This is a genomic window from Pseudoalteromonas sp. APC 3358, from assembly GCF_030408075.1.
Lineage (GTDB): Bacteria > Pseudomonadota > Gammaproteobacteria > Enterobacterales > Alteromonadaceae > Pseudoalteromonas > Pseudoalteromonas arctica.
This window is the reverse complement of record NZ_JASDCE010000009.1, coordinates 33,878-50,255: the sequence shown is the minus strand read 5'-3', so window position 1 is coordinate 50,255 and position 16,378 is coordinate 33,878. Positions and strand designations below refer to the sequence as shown.

Here is a 16,378-nt window from a genome sequence, read left to right as displayed (position 1 = left end):
AAGTAAAAGCTGGAGTGGTAGTTCAGTTGGTTAGAATACCGGCCTGTCACGCCGGGGGTCGCGGGTTCGAGTCCCGTCCACTCCGCCAACACTTACACAACGTATGGTTGTAAAACATATTCTTATTATGGAGTGGTAGTTCAGTTGGTTAGAATACCGGCCTGTCACGCCGGGGGTCGCGGGTTCGAGTCCCGTCCACTCCGCCAATAAGAAAAAATAACAGTTTAAATGTGCGCTGGAGTGGTAGTTCAGTTGGTTAGAATACCGGCCTGTCACGCCGGGGGTCGCGGGTTCGAGTCCCGTCCACTCCGCCAACTATTTAAACAATGTTATATTACAAAATTTGTATGCTGGAGTGGTAGTTCAGTTGGTTAGAATACCGGCCTGTCACGCCGGGGGTCGCGGGTTCGAGTCCCGTCCACTCCGCCAACAAATTAAGTAATAACAAGTATAATGATATCTCTGCGGAGTGGTAGTTCAGTTGGTTAGAATACCGGCCTGTCACGCCGGGGGTCGCGGGTTCGAGTCCCGTCCACTCCGCCATTTGATATCATGATTAAAATTAGTAAGTGCATTACCCCATGCACATACCACTGCGGAGTGGTAGTTCAGTTGGTTAGAATACCGGCCTGTCACGCCGGGGGTCGCGGGTTCGAGTCCCGTCCACTCCGCCACTTGTTATTTCCTCAATAACAAGTTTATAAAATCCTTGATTAAATAATTTAGTAAAACATTCTTTGGCTATCAGCTATCAAACACATTCCTTGCACGAACCTGATAATATTCCTTATTATCCGTATCAATACCTATATCAATCTGCCGATGCTCTGGTTAAGTGCTTGTGCATTGCGCTGTATCCCTTCTTTCGTAACTTTGAAACTTTTACCGCAGTTAACTTAACGCCAGGTTTAACCCCAATTCGCTTAATTAAGTAATCTATTTTGATGTAAGAAAAGCATGTCGATAATAAGGAATAATTCGTTATTTAGTTGTTTTCGGCAAATGATCCTGCATTGCTCTATCTCCTGCATCCATGCAGTCGTATATCAGAGACTTTTAACACTGCTAGGCAGGCTCTAAGTATTATTGCTAATTGGTATAGTCATTAACTTTATAGTGTTGTACTTGTAGAGCTCTTGAGAGGGTTTAAGTTTTTACAGGAGTATAGAGATGAATTAAGGGTATTTAATCAATACAGAGCTTTTAGGGTTGGTTAGATGTCAGAGCTGCCTGTTATACCAAGCTGTATAATTATTTAAACAATCTAACGAATTAAACTACTCCATCACGTTGTTAAAACTTTTTATTGTGCACAAAAAAGCCAGCACGTTATATGCTGGCTTTTGGTCTGTAAATGCTTAGCTTAGTTAAGCAGCATCAGCTTCTTTTTTAACGCTATTACGCGCGGCTTTGCCTGCAAGTAAGTCAGCAGGGTCAAAGTCATCAACGTTAATAACATCTAAACGAGATTGCTCAACAGCAGCTAGTTTATCAGCCTCTGCTTGGCTTAATATGCCTGCTTCAAGCCCCATTTGCGCTACTTTATCAAGCTGGAAGAATGGCAGTTTAAGACCTTTTTCTTTGCATACACGGTCAAATAATGGCTCAACAGCAAGTACGTCTTTAAGCGTTTGCTCTTGACGACCTACAAGGTTAAGCGGCTCATTTGTTAAGTATACATAGCTTGCTAAACGGTTACGCGTTTCACTAGGTACTTGTAGTAGTTGCGCAAGTTTATGCTCAAGTTGGTCAGTTGGTTTACGAACCGGGCGACCAAACGGGAATAACAATACTTTTAACACGGCACGTAGTGGAGCCGAAGGCATGTTATTAATTAAATCAGCAAGTGCACGTTGGCAATGGTAAAGGTGATCTTGGCAACTCCATTTTACTAGAGCAAAATCTTCTTTTTTACGGCCTTCGTCGTTGTAACGCTTAAGCGTTGCAGACACTAAGTATAAGTAACTAAGTAAGTCACCTAAACGTGCTGAAATACGTTCTTTACGTTTTAGTGAACCACCAAATACTGCCATGCTAATGTCAGACATAAGTGCAAGTGATGCACTAAAGCGTGACGCTATACGGTAAAATTCAGCAGTTTCGTCGTTGTACGGCACACTTGTAAAACGAGCGCCGGTAAGAGCAAGCCACTTAGTACGTACAAGGTTCGACATAGTAAAACCAATGTGACCCATTAGCGCTTTATCAAATACGTTAAGCGCTTCTTCGCGGTCTTCAATTTCGCACGCACCTAGTTCGGTAAGTACAAATGGATGACAGCGAATTGCACCTTGACCATAAATAATCATATTACGGGTCAAGATGTTTGCACCTTCAACGGTAATGGCAATAGGTGCACCTTGATAGCCACGACCTAAATAGTTATTTGGCCCAAGCATGATGCCCTTACCGCCAAGTACATCCATTGCATGAATAGTTGCATCACGCATTTGCTCTGTCAGGTGGTATTTAATAATGGCAGAAACAACAGATGGCTTTTCGCCTAAATCAACAGCACCCGTAGACATACTAACCGCAGCATCAGAGCTGTAAGCGTAACCAGCTAATTTAGCTAGTGACTCTTCAACACCTTCCATTTTACCTATAGGTAAACGGAACTGACGACGAATGCGGCTATAAGCACCTGTCGCAATAGCAATCATTTTAATGCCACCGGCAGAGTTTGACGGCAATGTAATTGCACGACCAACCGATAAACATTCAACCAACATGCGCCAGCCTTGACCAGCCATATCTGGACCACCAATAATATAATCAAGTGGTACGAAAATGTCTTTACCGCGAGTAGGACCATTTTGAAATGGTACGTTAAGCGGGAAATGTCGACGACCAATTTCAACTCCAGGAGTATCCGTTGGAATAAGTGCACAGGTGATGCCTGGCTCTTTATTATCGCCAATTAGGCCGTCTGGATCTTGTAATTTAAACGCAAGTCCAAGCACGGTAGCCACTGGGGCAAGTGTAATGTAACGCTTATTCCACGTTAAACTAACACCCACAACCTCTTCACCATTCCATTGCCCTTTACATACCACACCGTAGTCTGGAATTGAGCTTGCATCAGAACCCGCTTCTGGCGAAGTTAACGCAAAACATGGAATTTCTTGACCGCTCGCTAGGCGCGGTAAGTAATGATCTTTTTGCTCTTTTGTACCATAGTGTTGTAATAATTCACCTGGGCCTAAAGAGTTCGGTACACCAACAATTGACGAAAGTAATGTTGATTTACTTGTTAGTTTTTGAAGTACACATGACTGTGCAAATGCAGAAAACTCTAAACCGCCGTATTCTTTTTTGATGATCATGGCAAAGAATTTATTATCTTTTAGATATTGCCATACATCTTGAGGAAGGTCGGTTAGTTCGTGCGTTGCTTCCCAATCGTCCAACATGCTACATACTACTTCAACAGGGCCATCAACAAAGGATTGCTCTTCAATAGTAAGTTTAGGAACTGGGTATTGGTGAAGTTTTTTCCAATCTGGGTTACCACAAAATAAGTCAGCTTCCCACCACGTCGTACCGGCATCAATAGCTGATTTTTCAGTATCAGACATGCTTGGCGTTACTTTTTTAAACGTAGCAAAAATAGGCTTGATGATATATTGCTGACGAAGGCCAGTAACAGAAAGAGGAACCGCGATGATCAAAAAGATCAACCAGCTAATTAAACCAAAAGCACCTGCAAAGGTACCAATTAATAAAGTTATAGCCGAAACACCAAGTGCTGTGTTCCAACTTGCTCTGTGGTAAACCGCAGTGCAAAGCAACGCGATTAGAACCAGTGTAAATATGAGTGTCATTTTTATTCCTTAATAGAGGTCAGACCACCTCACTTAGAGTAGCGCTAGTAACAGTAATTTTCAAGTACATAACGATGTTAAATTGTAGTAGAAAGTAACTTAAATACGATATTTAATTACCCGACAGAGGAACGCACAATAACTATCGTATAGTCAAAGCATTAACCGTAAGTAGTGTTAACGTAAAAATAAATAAATCTAATAGCAAAATGACACTTTTTAAGTAAGTATAGCCGTTATAGCGGGCTGCAAATTAGTGTACGCTTAATACACAAATATAACGCTATTTATTTTAATGTATGGTTTTTAAGGGTTATTTTATTAATGTGTGAATTACTTGGCATGTCAGCCAATGTGCCTACCGATATTTGTTTTAGTTTTTCAGGCCTTTTAGAGCGTGGCGGAAACACGGGACCACATAAAGATGGTTGGGGTATTACATTTTACGAAGGTAAAGGCTGTAGAACCTTTAAAGATCCTGAGCCGAGTTATCAATCTGAAATTGCAAAGCTCGTCAAAGCATACCCCATTAAAAGTGTCTCGGTTATTAGCCATATTCGCCAAGGTAACCGCGGGAGAGTATGCCTTGAAAATACTCATCCTTTTACGCGAGAGTTATGGGGGCGCGAGCTTACTTACGCTCATAACGGGCAGCTATCTAATTATCATGATTTAAAACCGCAGTACTATCGCCCAGTAGGTAACACCGATAGCGAACTCGCTTTTTGTTGGTTACTTGATAAAATTCGTGAAAAATACCCAAAGCGTCCAAGTAATATGGCGTCGGTTTTTAGATACGCCGCTAAGCTTTCGCATACCCTTCGTGAAAAAGGGGTGTTTAATATGTTATTGACCGACGGGGTGTTTGTTTTAGCGTATTGCACTAATAACTTACATTACATAACGCGCCGTGCGCCATTTGGTAAAGCAACGTTGATTGATGCCGACATGGTGGTTGATTTTCAACAAGAGACTACACCAAACGATGTAGTAACAGTTATAGCTACAAGGCCTTTGACGAATGATGAGCGTTGGCAAAAAATGGAGCCGGGGGAATTTGCATTGTTTAAAATGGGTGAGCTAATTTAGCCCACCTATTTTAAATATTAACTTTGGTTTAATTAAATTTAGTTAGCTTCTTGAGGTTGTTGTGCTTTAGCAGGCGCAATAGGTGTAGGCGCAGTAACAGTAAATGAATTCATTTGAACTTCAAACTGCTCCATACCTTTTTCGCCTTTCCACATACGTACCAGCATGTAATCCATTTCTGGCGCAAACCATGCAATTGCTTGGCGTTTATCGTTATCGTATAAACGTTTTACTTTAATGGCTTCTACATTACCGATAGGTAGGGAGATCATCTCTTTTTCAACAACTTCAAAGTTGTAGTCGCGGCGGTTACCTTTTTTGTCTATAAGCGGGAATGAAAAGCTCGTTTCGCCTTTTTTCAATCCTTCGCGCACTTGCACTTGGTATGAAATAGCATCCTGAAATTCATCAGTCCATTCGCATTTAAGTGGGTATTCGCTAGCGCTGCTAGTCACTACTTTGTTTGTTGTATCAAAATCAATTTTATAATCTTTATCTGGGCCTGTACCGGTGCGGATCATATTGTAATGATGCGGGGTAACCTTGCCATCTTTAAAGGTAAACTTTGATGTTTCTTCACGAGAATCAGAGAAAATCATCCACTCAATATTGCTGTGGTATGTTAGTTCATAAGTATCGTCGCCCATTTTTTTGAGCTCACGAACAGCCTCACCATGATTTTTACCTTTGCGTAAAATATCGTAGTTAGCTTGATATTGGGTCAATTCGCCTGCAATTAGGCTAGTTGGAAGTAAAGCGCCCGCACATAACAACAGGGCACTTATTTTTTTATTGTGAGTAGTGCGCGCCGTGTGCAGGAAGTTGTTTTTTGTCAAGAACTGCATAATCTGCTTCCATAGTAAGTCTGTGTTCACTGAACCACTTGACCACCAAAGGATAAATTATATGCTCTTGCTCATGCACGCGTTTTGCTAATGTTTCTGCTGTATCATCCTTGAGTACAGGTATTTGCGCCTGAAGAATAACGGGACCGCCGTCTAATTCTTCAGTAACAAAGTGAACACTTACGCCATGAACATCGTCTTTTGCATCAATTGCTCTTTGGTGGGTATTCAGCCCCTGATACTTAGGCAACAAAGATGGATGAATGTTCAACATTTTTCCAACATATTTTTGCACTAAGCCAGGAGTAAGAATACGCATAAACCCAGCTAATACAACTAGATTTGGCATAAAAGAGTCGATAACGTTCATTAATTGCGCATCGTACGCTTCGCGCGAGTCAAAATCTTTATGACTGAGCACTTTTGTAGCAATACCTGCTTTTTTTGCACGCTCTAGGCCATAAGCGTCTGCTTTGTTACTAATAACAGCCGCTATATGTCCGTTTATCTCGCCACGTTCGCAGGCATCTATGATGGCTTGTAAATTAGAGCCACTACCTGAGATTAAAACTACCAGACGAGTCGGTGCCATTACTTAGCACCACCTACAATTTCAACTTGCTCTTCGCCAGCTGCTGCATCTTGAATTTCACCAAGGTGCCATGCATTTTCGCCCAAGTCTTTTAGCATTGTTAAGCTTTGCTCAAGTTTGTCTGCAGGAACTACTAAAACCATACCTACACCACAGTTAAATGTACGGTACATTTCGTGTGTAGTAATATTGCCGTTTTCTTGTAGCCAGTTAAAAATAGGTGGCCACTGCCAGCTATCACCTTTAACTACAGCTTTTGCTGAAGCGGGTAATACACGTGGAATGTTTTCCCAAAAACCGCCGCCAGTAATATGCGAAAGCGCATGTACGTCAACGTTTTTGAATAACTCAAGTAAAGGTTTTACGTAAATACGAGTAGGCTCAAGTAAGGTTTCGCCTAATGTTTTACCTTCAAAGTCAGCGCTGGTATCAGCTTTTGATACTTCAAGTACTTTACGAATTAAAGAGAAGCCATTTGAATGAGGGCCGCTTGATGCAAGTGCAATAAGCTGATCGCCTGCTGCTACTTTTGTGCCATCAATAATTTTTGATTTTTCTACAACGCCTGTACAAAAGCCTGCCATGTCGTAGTCTTCACCATCATACATACCTGGCATTTCAGCTGTTTCGCCACCAATTAGGGCACAACCTGAAATTTCACAACCTTTGCCAATACCTGTAACTACGTCAGCTGCTGTGTCTACATCTAGTTTACCAGTTGCATAGTAATCTAGAAAAAACAGGGGTTCAGCACCTTGAACAATTAAGTCGTTTACACACATTGCAACTAAATCAATACCAACAGTATCGTGTTTTTTTAAGTCGATTGCTAAACGTAGTTTAGTACCAACGCCATCTGTGCCTGCAACTAATACTGGTTGCTTGTAGCCTTCAGGAATTTCGCAAAGTGCGCCAAAACCACCAATTCCGCCCATTACTTCAGGACGACGAGTTTTTTTAACTACGCCTTTAATACGCTCAACAAGTGCATTACCAGCGTCGATATCTACGCCCGCGTCTTTATAGCTTAGAGACTGTTTTTGTTCGCTCACAGGTTTTCCTCAAAATAGTTGTTTTGGGTTGCTTAGAAACGCGCGTATTTTACAACAATTGCAAGGTCGCGGCTAGCTCAAATGTAATTTTGAAATAATTAACAAGGACACTTGTCCGCTGTCTGTTGTTTAAATAAACAAAAAAACGCCCGTAGGCGTTTTTTTAGTATTAAAGGCGTTAAATTAACAGCTATGCTTTTGCGGTTAATATGGCTCGAAGTGGAGCGGGGTAGCCTTCAATTGTTTTACTTGTATCGTTTGGATCTAAAAAGTCGATTAACGATTCGTTTTCCATCCAATCGGTTTTGCGTTGCTCTTCAAGCGTGGTAATAGCGCAATCTTTTATTTGCACATCTTTAAAGCCAACGCGTTCCATCCACAGTTTTAATGCTGCAGTACTTGGAATAAACCAAACGTTGCGCATTTTAGCGTAGCGGTCGGTAGGGACTAATACTGTGTTTTCATCACCTTCAATTACTAGCGTTTCAAGTACGAGTTCGCCGCCTGGGCGAAGCTGCGCTTTTAACTGTGCTAAAAAGTCGATAGGTGAGCGACGATGATAAAGTACGCCCATCGAAAAAACCGTATCAAACGCTTTAAGTTCCGGTAATGCTTCAACGCCTAGTGGCAGTAAATGCACGTTTTCGTCTGGGTTGTAGTGTTTAATTGCCTGAAACTGACATAAAAATAAATCAGACGGATCAATACCCACTACAAACTCTGCGCCTTCACCGCGCATACGCCATAAATGATAACCTGAGCCACAACCAATATCTAAAACGGTGCGGCCTTTTAATGGCTCAATATGAGGTAGGAGTCTGTCCCACTTCCAATCACTGCGCCACTCTGTGTCTATTTCAATTCCGTGCACATTAAATGGGCCTTTGCGCCATGGCATCATGCGTTTTAATAAATGCATGGCTTGCTTTTGCTCGCCATCACTCATCTCCCCTGGTGCGCCAATTTCTACCTTAGTAGAAATATCAACGTGTGTTGTAGCCACCTCTGGCAAGTTTTTAAGTACTTTTTGCCATTTAGGTAAATCACCGTGGCTAGCCTCGTTTTGCCAATGTTTTAATTGTGCAGGCAAGGTTTCTAGCCAATGACTAAGTGGGCTTTGTGCGATAGATGCGTAAAATTGGTTAAACCATTGAGACATGGATGACTCTCTTTATTTAATTGCTACCATTGAGCAAAAATTAAAACATTGATACCACACTTGAGTTTGGCTAAAACCAATATCTTGTAAGCGAGTAAAGTGAGCGCTTAGTGTATCTGGGCGCATAACGTTTTCGATGGCGGTACGCTTTTGGCTTATTTCAAGCTCAGAGTAACCATTGTGTCGTTTAAAGTCGTGGTGCAAATCAATCAATAAATTGTCGCATTGCTCGTTTTCAGCTTTAATTTTTTCGCTTAACAGTAATACGCCGCCAGGTTTTAAATTAGCATATATTTTTTCAAGCACAGCTTGGCGCTGCGCATGTGGAATAAACTGCAAAGTAAAGTTCATTGCTACTACTGAGGCGTTTTGAATCTCAAGCTCGTTAATATCGCCCAAAGTAACAGTAACAGGCACATCTGATTTAAAACCTTGTAAATGTACCTTACAACGCTCAACCATAGCTTGAGAATTATCTACCGCTATTATATGGCAGTTATCGGTGCGAATATTTCGTCGCATGCTAAGCGTTACTGCACCCAGTGAGCAGCCTAAATCATAAAGATTTGAGTTACTTTGTGCATACTCACCCGCAAGTTTACCCATTGTACTTACAATAGTTGCGTAGCCAGGCACAGAGCGCTGGATCATATCTGGAAAAACTTCGACTACATTTTGGTCAAAGCTAAAATCTTTTACTTGTTGCTCAGAGGCATAAATACTGTCTTTTATGGTCACGAAGGCAGTCTCTTTGTAAATAATGGCGCTATTTTAACATTTTATACTGGATAGTCAGTGATAAATTCAGTAGCTTGACTAGAATTATGAATAATAAGTATAAAAGAGAAGATTAAATGAGCAAAAGTAAGGTCATCAGCACAGACGATATATTAGCAACCCTTTGTCATTCAGTGACAGGCGTACTCACATCAGCCAGCGGTAATGGTATTAGCTACTCAGCCATGGTGCAAAAAATAACACGTACATGTATGCGACCAGATATTGGCTGCTTTGTTTTATTTGACGGCGGTTTTACAGGGCTTGTAATTACCAACTTTACTTCGCAAGCGGCGATGGAAATTTATGGCGATTACATGCGTAACATGGGAATGCCAGAAGATGAAATAGCGCATAGCCATTTATCAGACGACGTATCAAACGTACTAGGCGAGTTGATGAATCAAATTGTTGGCGACTTTACGTCTAAAGTGCGCGAGCAGTTACATACTTCAATTACACAAAACCAGCCAAAAATGATGGCAATAAACAAGCAAGTGCAAATATCGGTAGATACCACCATGGATCGCCCGCAAGCCCGCCGCGTAACATTCACTACAAGTAAGCAAAATATCTTTTACTTGGAATTAGCGATGGATAAAACAGAGTTTATTAAATTACACGACTTTGATATTGCAGAAGCACTAGACCCAGACGACATAATTGAAAACGAAGCACGTAAAAAAGCGGACAAAGAAAAAGCATCTACAGCAGTAGAGCAAGACGATGCCGATGATGATTTCATGGCAGGCTTAGGGCTTTAAGTCTATTTACGTAGGTTGGGTTGAGTGAAACGAAACCCAACACGCTGTCTCTCTCAACTTTTAGCTTTCAACGGTCAGTGAGTTATTAAAAAAACGCGATATAAAATCGCGTTTTTTTAAATTTATGTTGGGAGGCATCTATAAATATTTGTTTATTAATAAAAACCACCATAAATTTTTATTAAAATTAAACAACAAGAAACTAAAGCTAAAATGCATGGAACGCCAAAATCGAATAAGAACCATCTTAAAATTTGGCTTCGGACATGCCCCCAAAAACCTTTTTCAAATTTGAGTAGAGCATGTTCAATAAATAAGGTCTTTGTATGTATATCTTTAATTTTATCCCTAGATGTATTGATTGCAGCATCTAATGCATCACTTTTTATATATTCCTCTATTGAGTCTATTATGCTTTCAAAGTGATCTATTTGATTACGATGCGCTTTCCACCAAGAAAATAAGGTTGATTGCCGTTCCTCATCAGAATTAGGCTCAAATACATTCGCTGAGGCGTAACTTGCGACTCTTGCCTTGGGTATTTTAATACCGGTTAGCTTTAATCTGTTCTCTTTCAAATCATCTAAAGCAGACCATATGAAGTGAATTAGAAAATAAGCTATAGATATGAGCAATAATACATACACATGACAAATATTTAAATTTTCGAATTTAAATCCTGCAAAACTATTCTGGCTACCATTGAAGCTGGCAGATCCAAGCGTCATTACAATTGCAATAATTGACGTAACAATTAAATTTCTTCTTATCCTTTGTGTATTACTGTCAAAAGGTGCGATATTTGGTTTTTGTAATATTTGATCAAAATCCATATTAATTCCTTTTACTTATTTGAAGTGAATTATTCTACTCAGGCATAAGCATATTATCTCTATTTTTAATATATCAAAAACTATCTAATTGATGATAATGCATTGCTAAATATACTAAAACTTATTTTATATTTAAATGCATAGATCCTCTCTCATAGCCGCCAATTATGACTTTTTCCTTTAAAGTTAGCGAGCTCATGTACTACTAACGTTTTTATTTATAGCTCAGGTGCGCCGAAGCAAATCATTTTTTCTCGACAAATTAATGCGTTGGGAACCATACTTTCCTCTTTTCTAATGCTGTTTTTTAAGTTGCTAAACCTGTTCTTTAAACTTATAACCCACACTATAAACCGCTGCTATTGGGTTTAGTCCTGCTTGAATGTCGTTAATCTTTTTTCGTATATTTTTAATGTGTGTATCTATGTTGCGATCAGATATATCGGTTGTGTCGCTGTATACGTTATTAATAATATCTTCGCGGGTAAAAACACGCCCTACGTGGCTTATAAATAATAAAAATATTTTAAACTCGACGGCGGTAAAGCCAATGCTTTTGCCGTTTAGGCGGGCTTCGTAATCGTCTTTGTGTAATTGAAAATTATTATGATTGATGATGTTGGCTTTAGGCTGGCTGGTTCTTCTTAGTACGGCTTTTATGCGCGCTATAACTTCTTTAGGGCTGAAGGGTTTGCATATGTAGTCATCGGCGCCGATCTCTAAACCCTGTAAGCGGTCTATTTCCTCACTTTTTGCGGTAAGCATAATAATAGGCACGTTTGAAAAGGCTCTAATTTGCTTACATAGCTCTATGCCATCAACATCTGGCAGCATTAAATCAAGAAGTATTAAATCTACTGTGTTTTGTTTTACAAAACTAACTACACCTTTGCCGCTATTAAAGTGCTCAGTTTCGTAATTTTGTTGCTTAGCATAGGCAATAAGTACCTCGGCAATGTTTTCTTCGTCTTCAACGATAAGTATTTTTTGTGATGCCATTATTTTAACCTAAAAGTGTCAGCGTTATTTTAACTTCTAGCCCACCAAGTGGTGAGTTGTGCAACGATATTTGACCGCCATGTGCCTCTACTATTTGTTTGCAAAGTGCAAGTCCTAAGCCCGAGCCGCCGTGCTCTCGGCTTCGAGACTTTTCAACGCGATAAAAACGCTCAAACAATTTTTGTAATTCGTTTGGTAAAACACTTGGGGCTGAGTCTTGTAAAATAAGCTCAATGTTATTGGGTGTTTTGTTGGCAAGTATTATTACTTGCCCACCTTTATGCGTGTATCTGCAGGTATTTTCTAACAGGTTTGAAAATAATTGCACAAGGCGTTCTTTATCGCCATTTATTATACATTTGCCGGCTTTGGTTAAGCTTTTGCTGTCTACATTTAATTCACGCTCTTTAAAGCGAGCGGTGTAGTTTTCAATTGATTGCTCAAAAATGTTTATTAAATCAATGCGTGCATTGCTATAGGTTAAATTAACGCTATCTGTTTGTGCTAGTTGAGCTAGGTCGTCAACAATGTGACTTAAATTATCTACTTGGTTTATGAGTAAATTAATGCGCTTTGTATCGGCTGTAAATACGCCATCTTGTATGGCTAGTAAATGCGAGCGTAGTACGGTAAGTGGGGTTCTTAATTCGTGGGATGTGTCTGACACCCATTGAAATCGCATTTGTTGGTTTTGCTCAAGCGTGTGGGCTAAGGCGTTAAAATTGTTGGATAGGGTACCTAGCTCATCTTTACTAGAGGAGGATATTCTGCTGGCAAAATTTCCGTTTGTTAACTCATCGGTGCCAGTTACTATTTGCTTTATTGGTTTTATTAAATGGCGAGATAACACAATAGCCATAATAAATGCGAGCGCAATAACGAGTAATGTGATCATAAAATAGTTATGAAATTGCGCTGCTAAAAATGCTTTTGCTGGGCTACTTTGCACAAGCTTTGAAGGGACTAAACCTATCCAGCCTATAACGTTATTGTTTAATAAAATAGGTTCTATATGTGGGTTGTCGTTTAAATTAGCTCTACCAACAACAACCTTTTTATTTTGATCATATAAACTTATACGCTGCCCAGTTTTAAGGGAACCTGCAGGTAAGTGTACCCACAATAAAGAGGGCGTTGCATTGCTGCTATTTGGTTTGGGTGGGGTGCTTGTGTGTTTATTCGTTTCAGGCTCGCCTGGCTTTTTTTGTGGCTCAACAATAGAGCGCCATAATTGTGTGTTTTGCGTAATGGGTTGCCAACTGCCTAATTCGCTATAAAGCTCAATAAGTTGCTGCTTAACCATTGCTACATGCTTTGTTTCTTCTTGTTCAATAAAGTCGTTAAACCCTGACGAAAAGGTCATGTATATAAACACAAACATAAGCCCAACAAGGGCGATATTAGTGATAAAAAAAGCTAAAAAGAATTTATGTATTAATTTCACTGATTGGCAAATAGTAAAAATCATGACGTTAACGTACCAAGCAGTATTGCATATTGATTATGTGCCTACAATTATCGTATTTAGGGAGTTGCTTACTAAAATCCTTTTTAAGTAAGCTTTTTAGGTATGTTGATTCTTGGGCTAGAACTTTATTTTTGCGGTATCGCCAGCACCCAGTAACTTATATTGTGGTTTTACAAAGCTTGCGTGTACTGCACCTAAACTTTTAGGGAACGATATAGCAAGATCATCTACTGTTGTAAATGTGTGCTTCGCTTGAAAAACAATTTCTAGGTCGTGCGCTTCGTTGTTGCTGGTGGTAAAAGCGACGCGTTCAAACACGATAACTTGCTGATTTACACGTAAGCTCGTTTTTTGTTTAAGTGCATTTTTTACAAACTCTTCTTGTTGCTCTGCACTTAAGTTTGTAGGCATAAGCTTATCAATATCGCCCATAAGCCATGCTTGCTCGCTTTGCAGCGCTGAAATTAAATGCTCAGCATTAGTTAATACTTTAACCTCAACTTGCCCGTCTCTTAAAATTACTTGGGCTGTTGTGTTTTTTAACACATGGGCGCTCACTTGAGTGCTCATACTTGTTAAAATACACGATAGCATTAGCCATTTTAATTTTTTTAAAAAATACATAATTACTACCTTTTATTGAGGCGGTTGACCTTTTTGTTTATTGAGGTTGCTCAATAGTTGCTTTACAAATAAGGGTGTTGTCGGTTTCTAAGTCTTCGCCCCATATGAATTTTGCGTTTTCATCCCAGTTAATATCGTCGTAACCGTCTTTTGGTCCTACATCGGCAAAGTTGTGCTCTACTGCATTAGCCCAGTTTGCGTTATCAAAGTTACTTTGCAGCCAGTTAGTTGGCGCTTCTTTTGACATAAATGTACAAACACCTTCGCCCGCAACTGGGTTTGTTTCGCTTTCGCATAATTTGTTAAGCGGCGCTTTGTGAAGTATTTCGCATTTAAAGCTTTGATCGCTTACGGCAACTACTTTATTTGTATCGGTTTCGGTAAGTTGCATAATAAAACCGCCATCACCCATTTGCTGATTTTTAGCACCGATGTATTCAAGCCCAGTGTCGTTTTGCTTAAAGTCTTTAATTATTAAATTAAGCTCAATAGGGTAGTTTGCAGAAAACGTAATGCTTTGTGCATTAAATGAACGCTCTGTGGTTATAGGCACAGAATCTTCAACAAGTAACTGCTCGCCTATGTAGGCTGTAAACCAGTTATCAGCCCATGCTTCTAGCTTTAAGTTATGCTTGCCTGTAATGGCAGAATTTGTATTTTGCTTAGTGACTGTAGGAGTAAGGTGATTTGGTTGCGGACCTCTACAAAATGTACCTGTTTGAACTTTGCCACCATTACTGATAGTTTTTTGTTTAAAGCTATAGCAGTCTTTTCCCTGTGATGCAGGGCTGTAGGTAGTAAAGTAGTTTTCACCTTTGTATGAGTAGCTCATTGTACGGCTGCCGTTTTCAGAGATTGTGTGAGTTAAGTTTTCAACGCCTCCTTGTGGCGGGCGCAGATCGGCTCTTATACCTTGAGTATCGCCACTCAGTGGTGACACTCTTGGTAATTTTGCGGTATCTACTTCACCTACTAAGCACTGAATAATATACGGCGGTGTAGCTGATGTTTGGTAGCGATAGCCAAATGTGTCGTCGGTTTGTCCGTTACATACATCAAGGTCACCTTTGGCAATTGCACTGCCGTCTGGGTTTTTACTGCCATACAGCGGGTAACCATCGTAAGCCCAACCAATAATGGCATCGCTTGATTGGTTTTTCATTGTGTTTATCATACACGTTGGCGATACATGATAATGGTAGTCATCACCTCGTCCTGCGTGTCCGCCACATATATCTAGCTGTCCGAGTGCTAAAGTGTCGTGTTTTTCATCGTAGCTATTTACGTCCAGTTCACCTTGCGAAGAATAGTCGTATATTGGTACGCCATTAACGGCAACACCTACGGCTGCATCAATTGTTGTTATTGTTTTTGCTTTTTTAGGATTTAGCTTTATAGGTGCGGCGTAGTCTTTAGCTGGAACAGGTATTTGCTCGTTAGTACCTGTAATACCAGTCATTACGTCATGATCAGGATAAGTAGATGAGGCAATATAAGCATATTGTTCATCGCACGTAACAGATACGCTTTGATCAAACCCTGCATTACTTACTGATTGTGTAATAGCATCACAACGAGGTGATTTTACGTTAGCGGTTAAATATGATTTGTCAGGCTTTGGTTGCTCGTTTGGTGTTGGTTTTGAATCCGGTTTTTGCTCGGCGCTATTAGCGCTTCGCGAGTATTTAACCGTCATACTTGCAGTATCGAGCGTAATATCTTTTACAGCGGCGAGTAATGCTGAGCGATCTACTTTTGTATCGCTATTAAAGGTAACCGGTGCAGATAACGCATACACAGTATAAGTATAGCTTTTTTCACCTGGGCCTTTAGAGCAAGGCGGCGCATATTGGTTTAAATCGTTTACGCTATTAGAGCCTACTTCACCGAGAGTTTCGCCTGCTTTAATTTGTGTTTTATCGGCGGCAATATTGTACATGGTCCAATACCAATGCATTCCCTCTGGCGCTTTATGATCCATAATTAACGCATAATATTTGGTTGTGTTAGGTGCACCGCTCCAGTTAAGTGGAGGGCTAATGCTTTGCCCATCGCACGTATAAGTAATAGGCAAGTTACCGCCATCGCTTACCTTTGAGCTTGTTAGAGTAAAATCATTGAGGCTTGATTGTTCAAGCGATTGGCTATTTTGCTCGTTGCAGGCACTTAAGGTTACACAGCACAGTGCACTGAGTAAAAAGGCATAGGTATTTTTCATCATTTAAAACTCCAAAGATTAAGAGTACATAGAAAGAATTAGCTATTAAGAGTGTAGTTCTCAAATGTAGGGCAATTATGTAGTTTTAAACTTTTTTGTTTTTATTAAGCGAAAAGGCGTTAAGTTGTGAGTTG

General features: G+C 40.2%; 13 protein-coding genes and 6 tRNA genes. 8 read left to right on the top strand and 11 right to left on the bottom strand.

Annotated elements, in window-relative coordinates; genetic code table 11:
- Positions 1-11: 11 nt before the first annotated feature.
- The 6 genes from QL995_RS14400 to QL995_RS14375 all read left to right on the top strand — a co-directional run bounded on the left by QL995_RS14400 (position 12) and on the right by QL995_RS14375 (position 674).
- A tRNA-Asp gene (locus QL995_RS14400) sits at positions 12-88 on the top strand.
- A 41-nt stretch (positions 89-129) separates the two neighbouring features.
- Positions 130-206, top strand: a tRNA-Asp gene (locus QL995_RS14395).
- 31 nt (positions 207-237) lie between these two features.
- A tRNA-Asp gene (locus QL995_RS14390) sits at positions 238-314 on the top strand.
- Between the two features lie 38 nt (positions 315-352).
- Positions 353-429 (top strand) — tRNA-Asp (locus QL995_RS14385).
- A 37-nt stretch (positions 430-466) separates the two neighbouring features.
- Positions 467-543: transfer RNA gene (locus QL995_RS14380), tRNA-Asp, on the top strand.
- A 54-nt stretch (positions 544-597) separates the two neighbouring features.
- Positions 598-674: transfer RNA gene (locus QL995_RS14375), tRNA-Asp, on the top strand.
- A gap of 693 nt (positions 675-1,367) precedes the next feature.
- Here the strand turns inward: QL995_RS14375 and fadE are convergent.
- Positions 1,368-3,824, bottom strand: a complete 2,457-nt coding sequence (gene fadE, locus QL995_RS14370) for an acyl-CoA dehydrogenase FadE (protein WP_282115332.1) — start codon at positions 3,822-3,824, stop codon at positions 1,368-1,370.
- A 324-nt stretch (positions 3,825-4,148) separates the two neighbouring features.
- On the opposite strand from fadE, the gene QL995_RS14365 reads away from it, so the two are divergent.
- A complete protein-coding gene (locus QL995_RS14365; RefSeq protein ID WP_024591316.1) occupies positions 4,149-4,913 on the top strand; it encodes a class II glutamine amidotransferase in 765 nt (254 codons plus the stop codon).
- Between the two features lie 38 nt (positions 4,914-4,951).
- Here the strand turns inward: QL995_RS14365 and QL995_RS14360 are convergent, their stop codons facing one another.
- From QL995_RS14360 to cmoA, 5 genes are all read right to left on the bottom strand, one after another.
- Positions 4,952-5,686: a DUF3108 domain-containing protein gene (locus QL995_RS14360; RefSeq protein ID WP_282115333.1), complete on the bottom strand. Its 735-nt coding sequence runs from the start codon at positions 5,684-5,686 to the stop codon at positions 4,952-4,954.
- 16 nt (positions 5,687-5,702) lie between these two features.
- The gene (purN, locus tag QL995_RS14355) at positions 5,703-6,350 is read right to left on the bottom strand and encodes a phosphoribosylglycinamide formyltransferase (RefSeq protein WP_007586949.1); all 648 of its coding nucleotides are present in this window, start codon (positions 6,348-6,350) and stop codon (positions 5,703-5,705) included.
- A complete protein-coding gene (gene purM, locus QL995_RS14350; protein WP_002959993.1) occupies positions 6,350-7,402 on the bottom strand; it encodes a phosphoribosylformylglycinamidine cyclo-ligase in 1,053 nt (350 codons plus the stop codon). Before purM ends, purN begins: the two co-directional genes overlap by 1 nt.
- Positions 7,403-7,592: 190 nt before the next feature.
- Positions 7,593-8,561 carry a tRNA 5-methoxyuridine(34)/uridine 5-oxyacetic acid(34) synthase CmoB gene (gene cmoB, locus QL995_RS14345; RefSeq protein ID WP_290294452.1) on the bottom strand — a complete coding sequence of 323 codons (969 nt, stop codon included), beginning with the start codon at positions 8,559-8,561 and terminating at the stop codon, positions 7,593-7,595.
- A 12-nt stretch (positions 8,562-8,573) separates the two neighbouring features.
- Complete coding sequence (cmoA, locus tag QL995_RS14340; RefSeq protein WP_007378000.1) at positions 8,574-9,299, bottom strand: carboxy-S-adenosyl-L-methionine synthase CmoA; 726 nt, start codon at positions 9,297-9,299, stop codon at positions 8,574-8,576.
- 116 nt (positions 9,300-9,415) lie between these two features.
- Here cmoA and QL995_RS14335 point away from each other — a divergent pair, with 116 nt between their 5' ends.
- Complete coding sequence (locus QL995_RS14335; RefSeq protein WP_007586957.1) at positions 9,416-10,102, top strand: DUF3334 family protein; 687 nt, start codon at positions 9,416-9,418, stop codon at positions 10,100-10,102.
- A 155-nt stretch (positions 10,103-10,257) separates the two neighbouring features.
- Here the strand turns inward: QL995_RS14335 and QL995_RS14330 are convergent, their stop codons facing one another.
- The 5 genes from QL995_RS14330 to QL995_RS14310 form a co-directional block, all read right to left on the bottom strand.
- A complete protein-coding gene (locus QL995_RS14330) occupies positions 10,258-10,935 on the bottom strand; it encodes a hypothetical protein (RefSeq protein WP_290294451.1) in 678 nt (225 codons plus the stop codon).
- A gap of 315 nt (positions 10,936-11,250) precedes the next feature.
- A complete protein-coding gene (locus QL995_RS14325; protein WP_290294450.1) occupies positions 11,251-11,934 on the bottom strand; it encodes a response regulator in 684 nt (227 codons plus the stop codon).
- Positions 11,935-11,938: 4 nt separating this feature from the next.
- Positions 11,939-13,297 (bottom strand): ATP-binding protein, encoded by a 1,359-nt coding sequence (locus QL995_RS14320; RefSeq protein WP_290294449.1) that lies wholly within the window; start codon positions 13,295-13,297, stop codon positions 11,939-11,941.
- Positions 13,298-13,519: 222 nt separating this feature from the next.
- Positions 13,520-14,026 carry a hypothetical protein gene (locus QL995_RS14315; RefSeq protein ID WP_121954347.1) on the bottom strand — a complete coding sequence of 169 codons (507 nt, stop codon included), beginning with the start codon at positions 14,024-14,026 and terminating at the stop codon, positions 13,520-13,522.
- A 37-nt stretch (positions 14,027-14,063) separates the two neighbouring features.
- The gene (locus QL995_RS14310; RefSeq protein WP_290294448.1) at positions 14,064-16,247 is read right to left on the bottom strand and encodes a YHYH protein; all 2,184 of its coding nucleotides are present in this window, start codon (positions 16,245-16,247) and stop codon (positions 14,064-14,066) included.
- Positions 16,248-16,378: the final 131 nt, after the last annotated feature.

Bases quoted from the DNA above. Each gene is read 5' to 3' on its own strand.
- fadE (WP_282115332.1), bottom strand. From the start codon at position 3,824: ATGACACTCATATTTACACTGGTTCTAATCGCGTTGCTTTGCACTGCG.
- QL995_RS14365 (WP_024591316.1), top strand. From the start codon at position 4,149: ATGTGTGAATTACTTGGCATGTCAGCCAATGTGCCTACCGATATTTGT.
- purN (WP_007586949.1), bottom strand. From the start codon at position 6,350: ATGGCACCGACTCGTCTGGTAGTTTTAATCTCAGGTAGTGGCTCTAAT.
- cmoB (WP_290294452.1), bottom strand. From the start codon at position 8,561: ATGTCTCAATGGTTTAACCAATTTTACGCATCTATCGCACAAAGCCCA.
- QL995_RS14335 (WP_007586957.1), top strand. From the start codon at position 9,416: ATGAGCAAAAGTAAGGTCATCAGCACAGACGATATATTAGCAACCCTT.
- QL995_RS14330 (WP_290294451.1), bottom strand. From the start codon at position 10,935: ATGGATTTTGATCAAATATTACAAAAACCAAATATCGCACCTTTTGAC.
- QL995_RS14325 (WP_290294450.1), bottom strand. From the start codon at position 11,934: ATGGCATCACAAAAAATACTTATCGTTGAAGACGAAGAAAACATTGCC.
- QL995_RS14320 (WP_290294449.1), bottom strand. From the start codon at position 13,297: ATGACCTTTTCGTCAGGGTTTAACGACTTTATTGAACAAGAAGAAACA.
- QL995_RS14315 (WP_121954347.1), bottom strand. From the start codon at position 14,026: ATGTATTTTTTAAAAAAATTAAAATGGCTAATGCTATCGTGTATTTTA.
- QL995_RS14310 (WP_290294448.1), bottom strand. From the start codon at position 16,247: ATGATGAAAAATACCTATGCCTTTTTACTCAGTGCACTGTGCTGTGTA.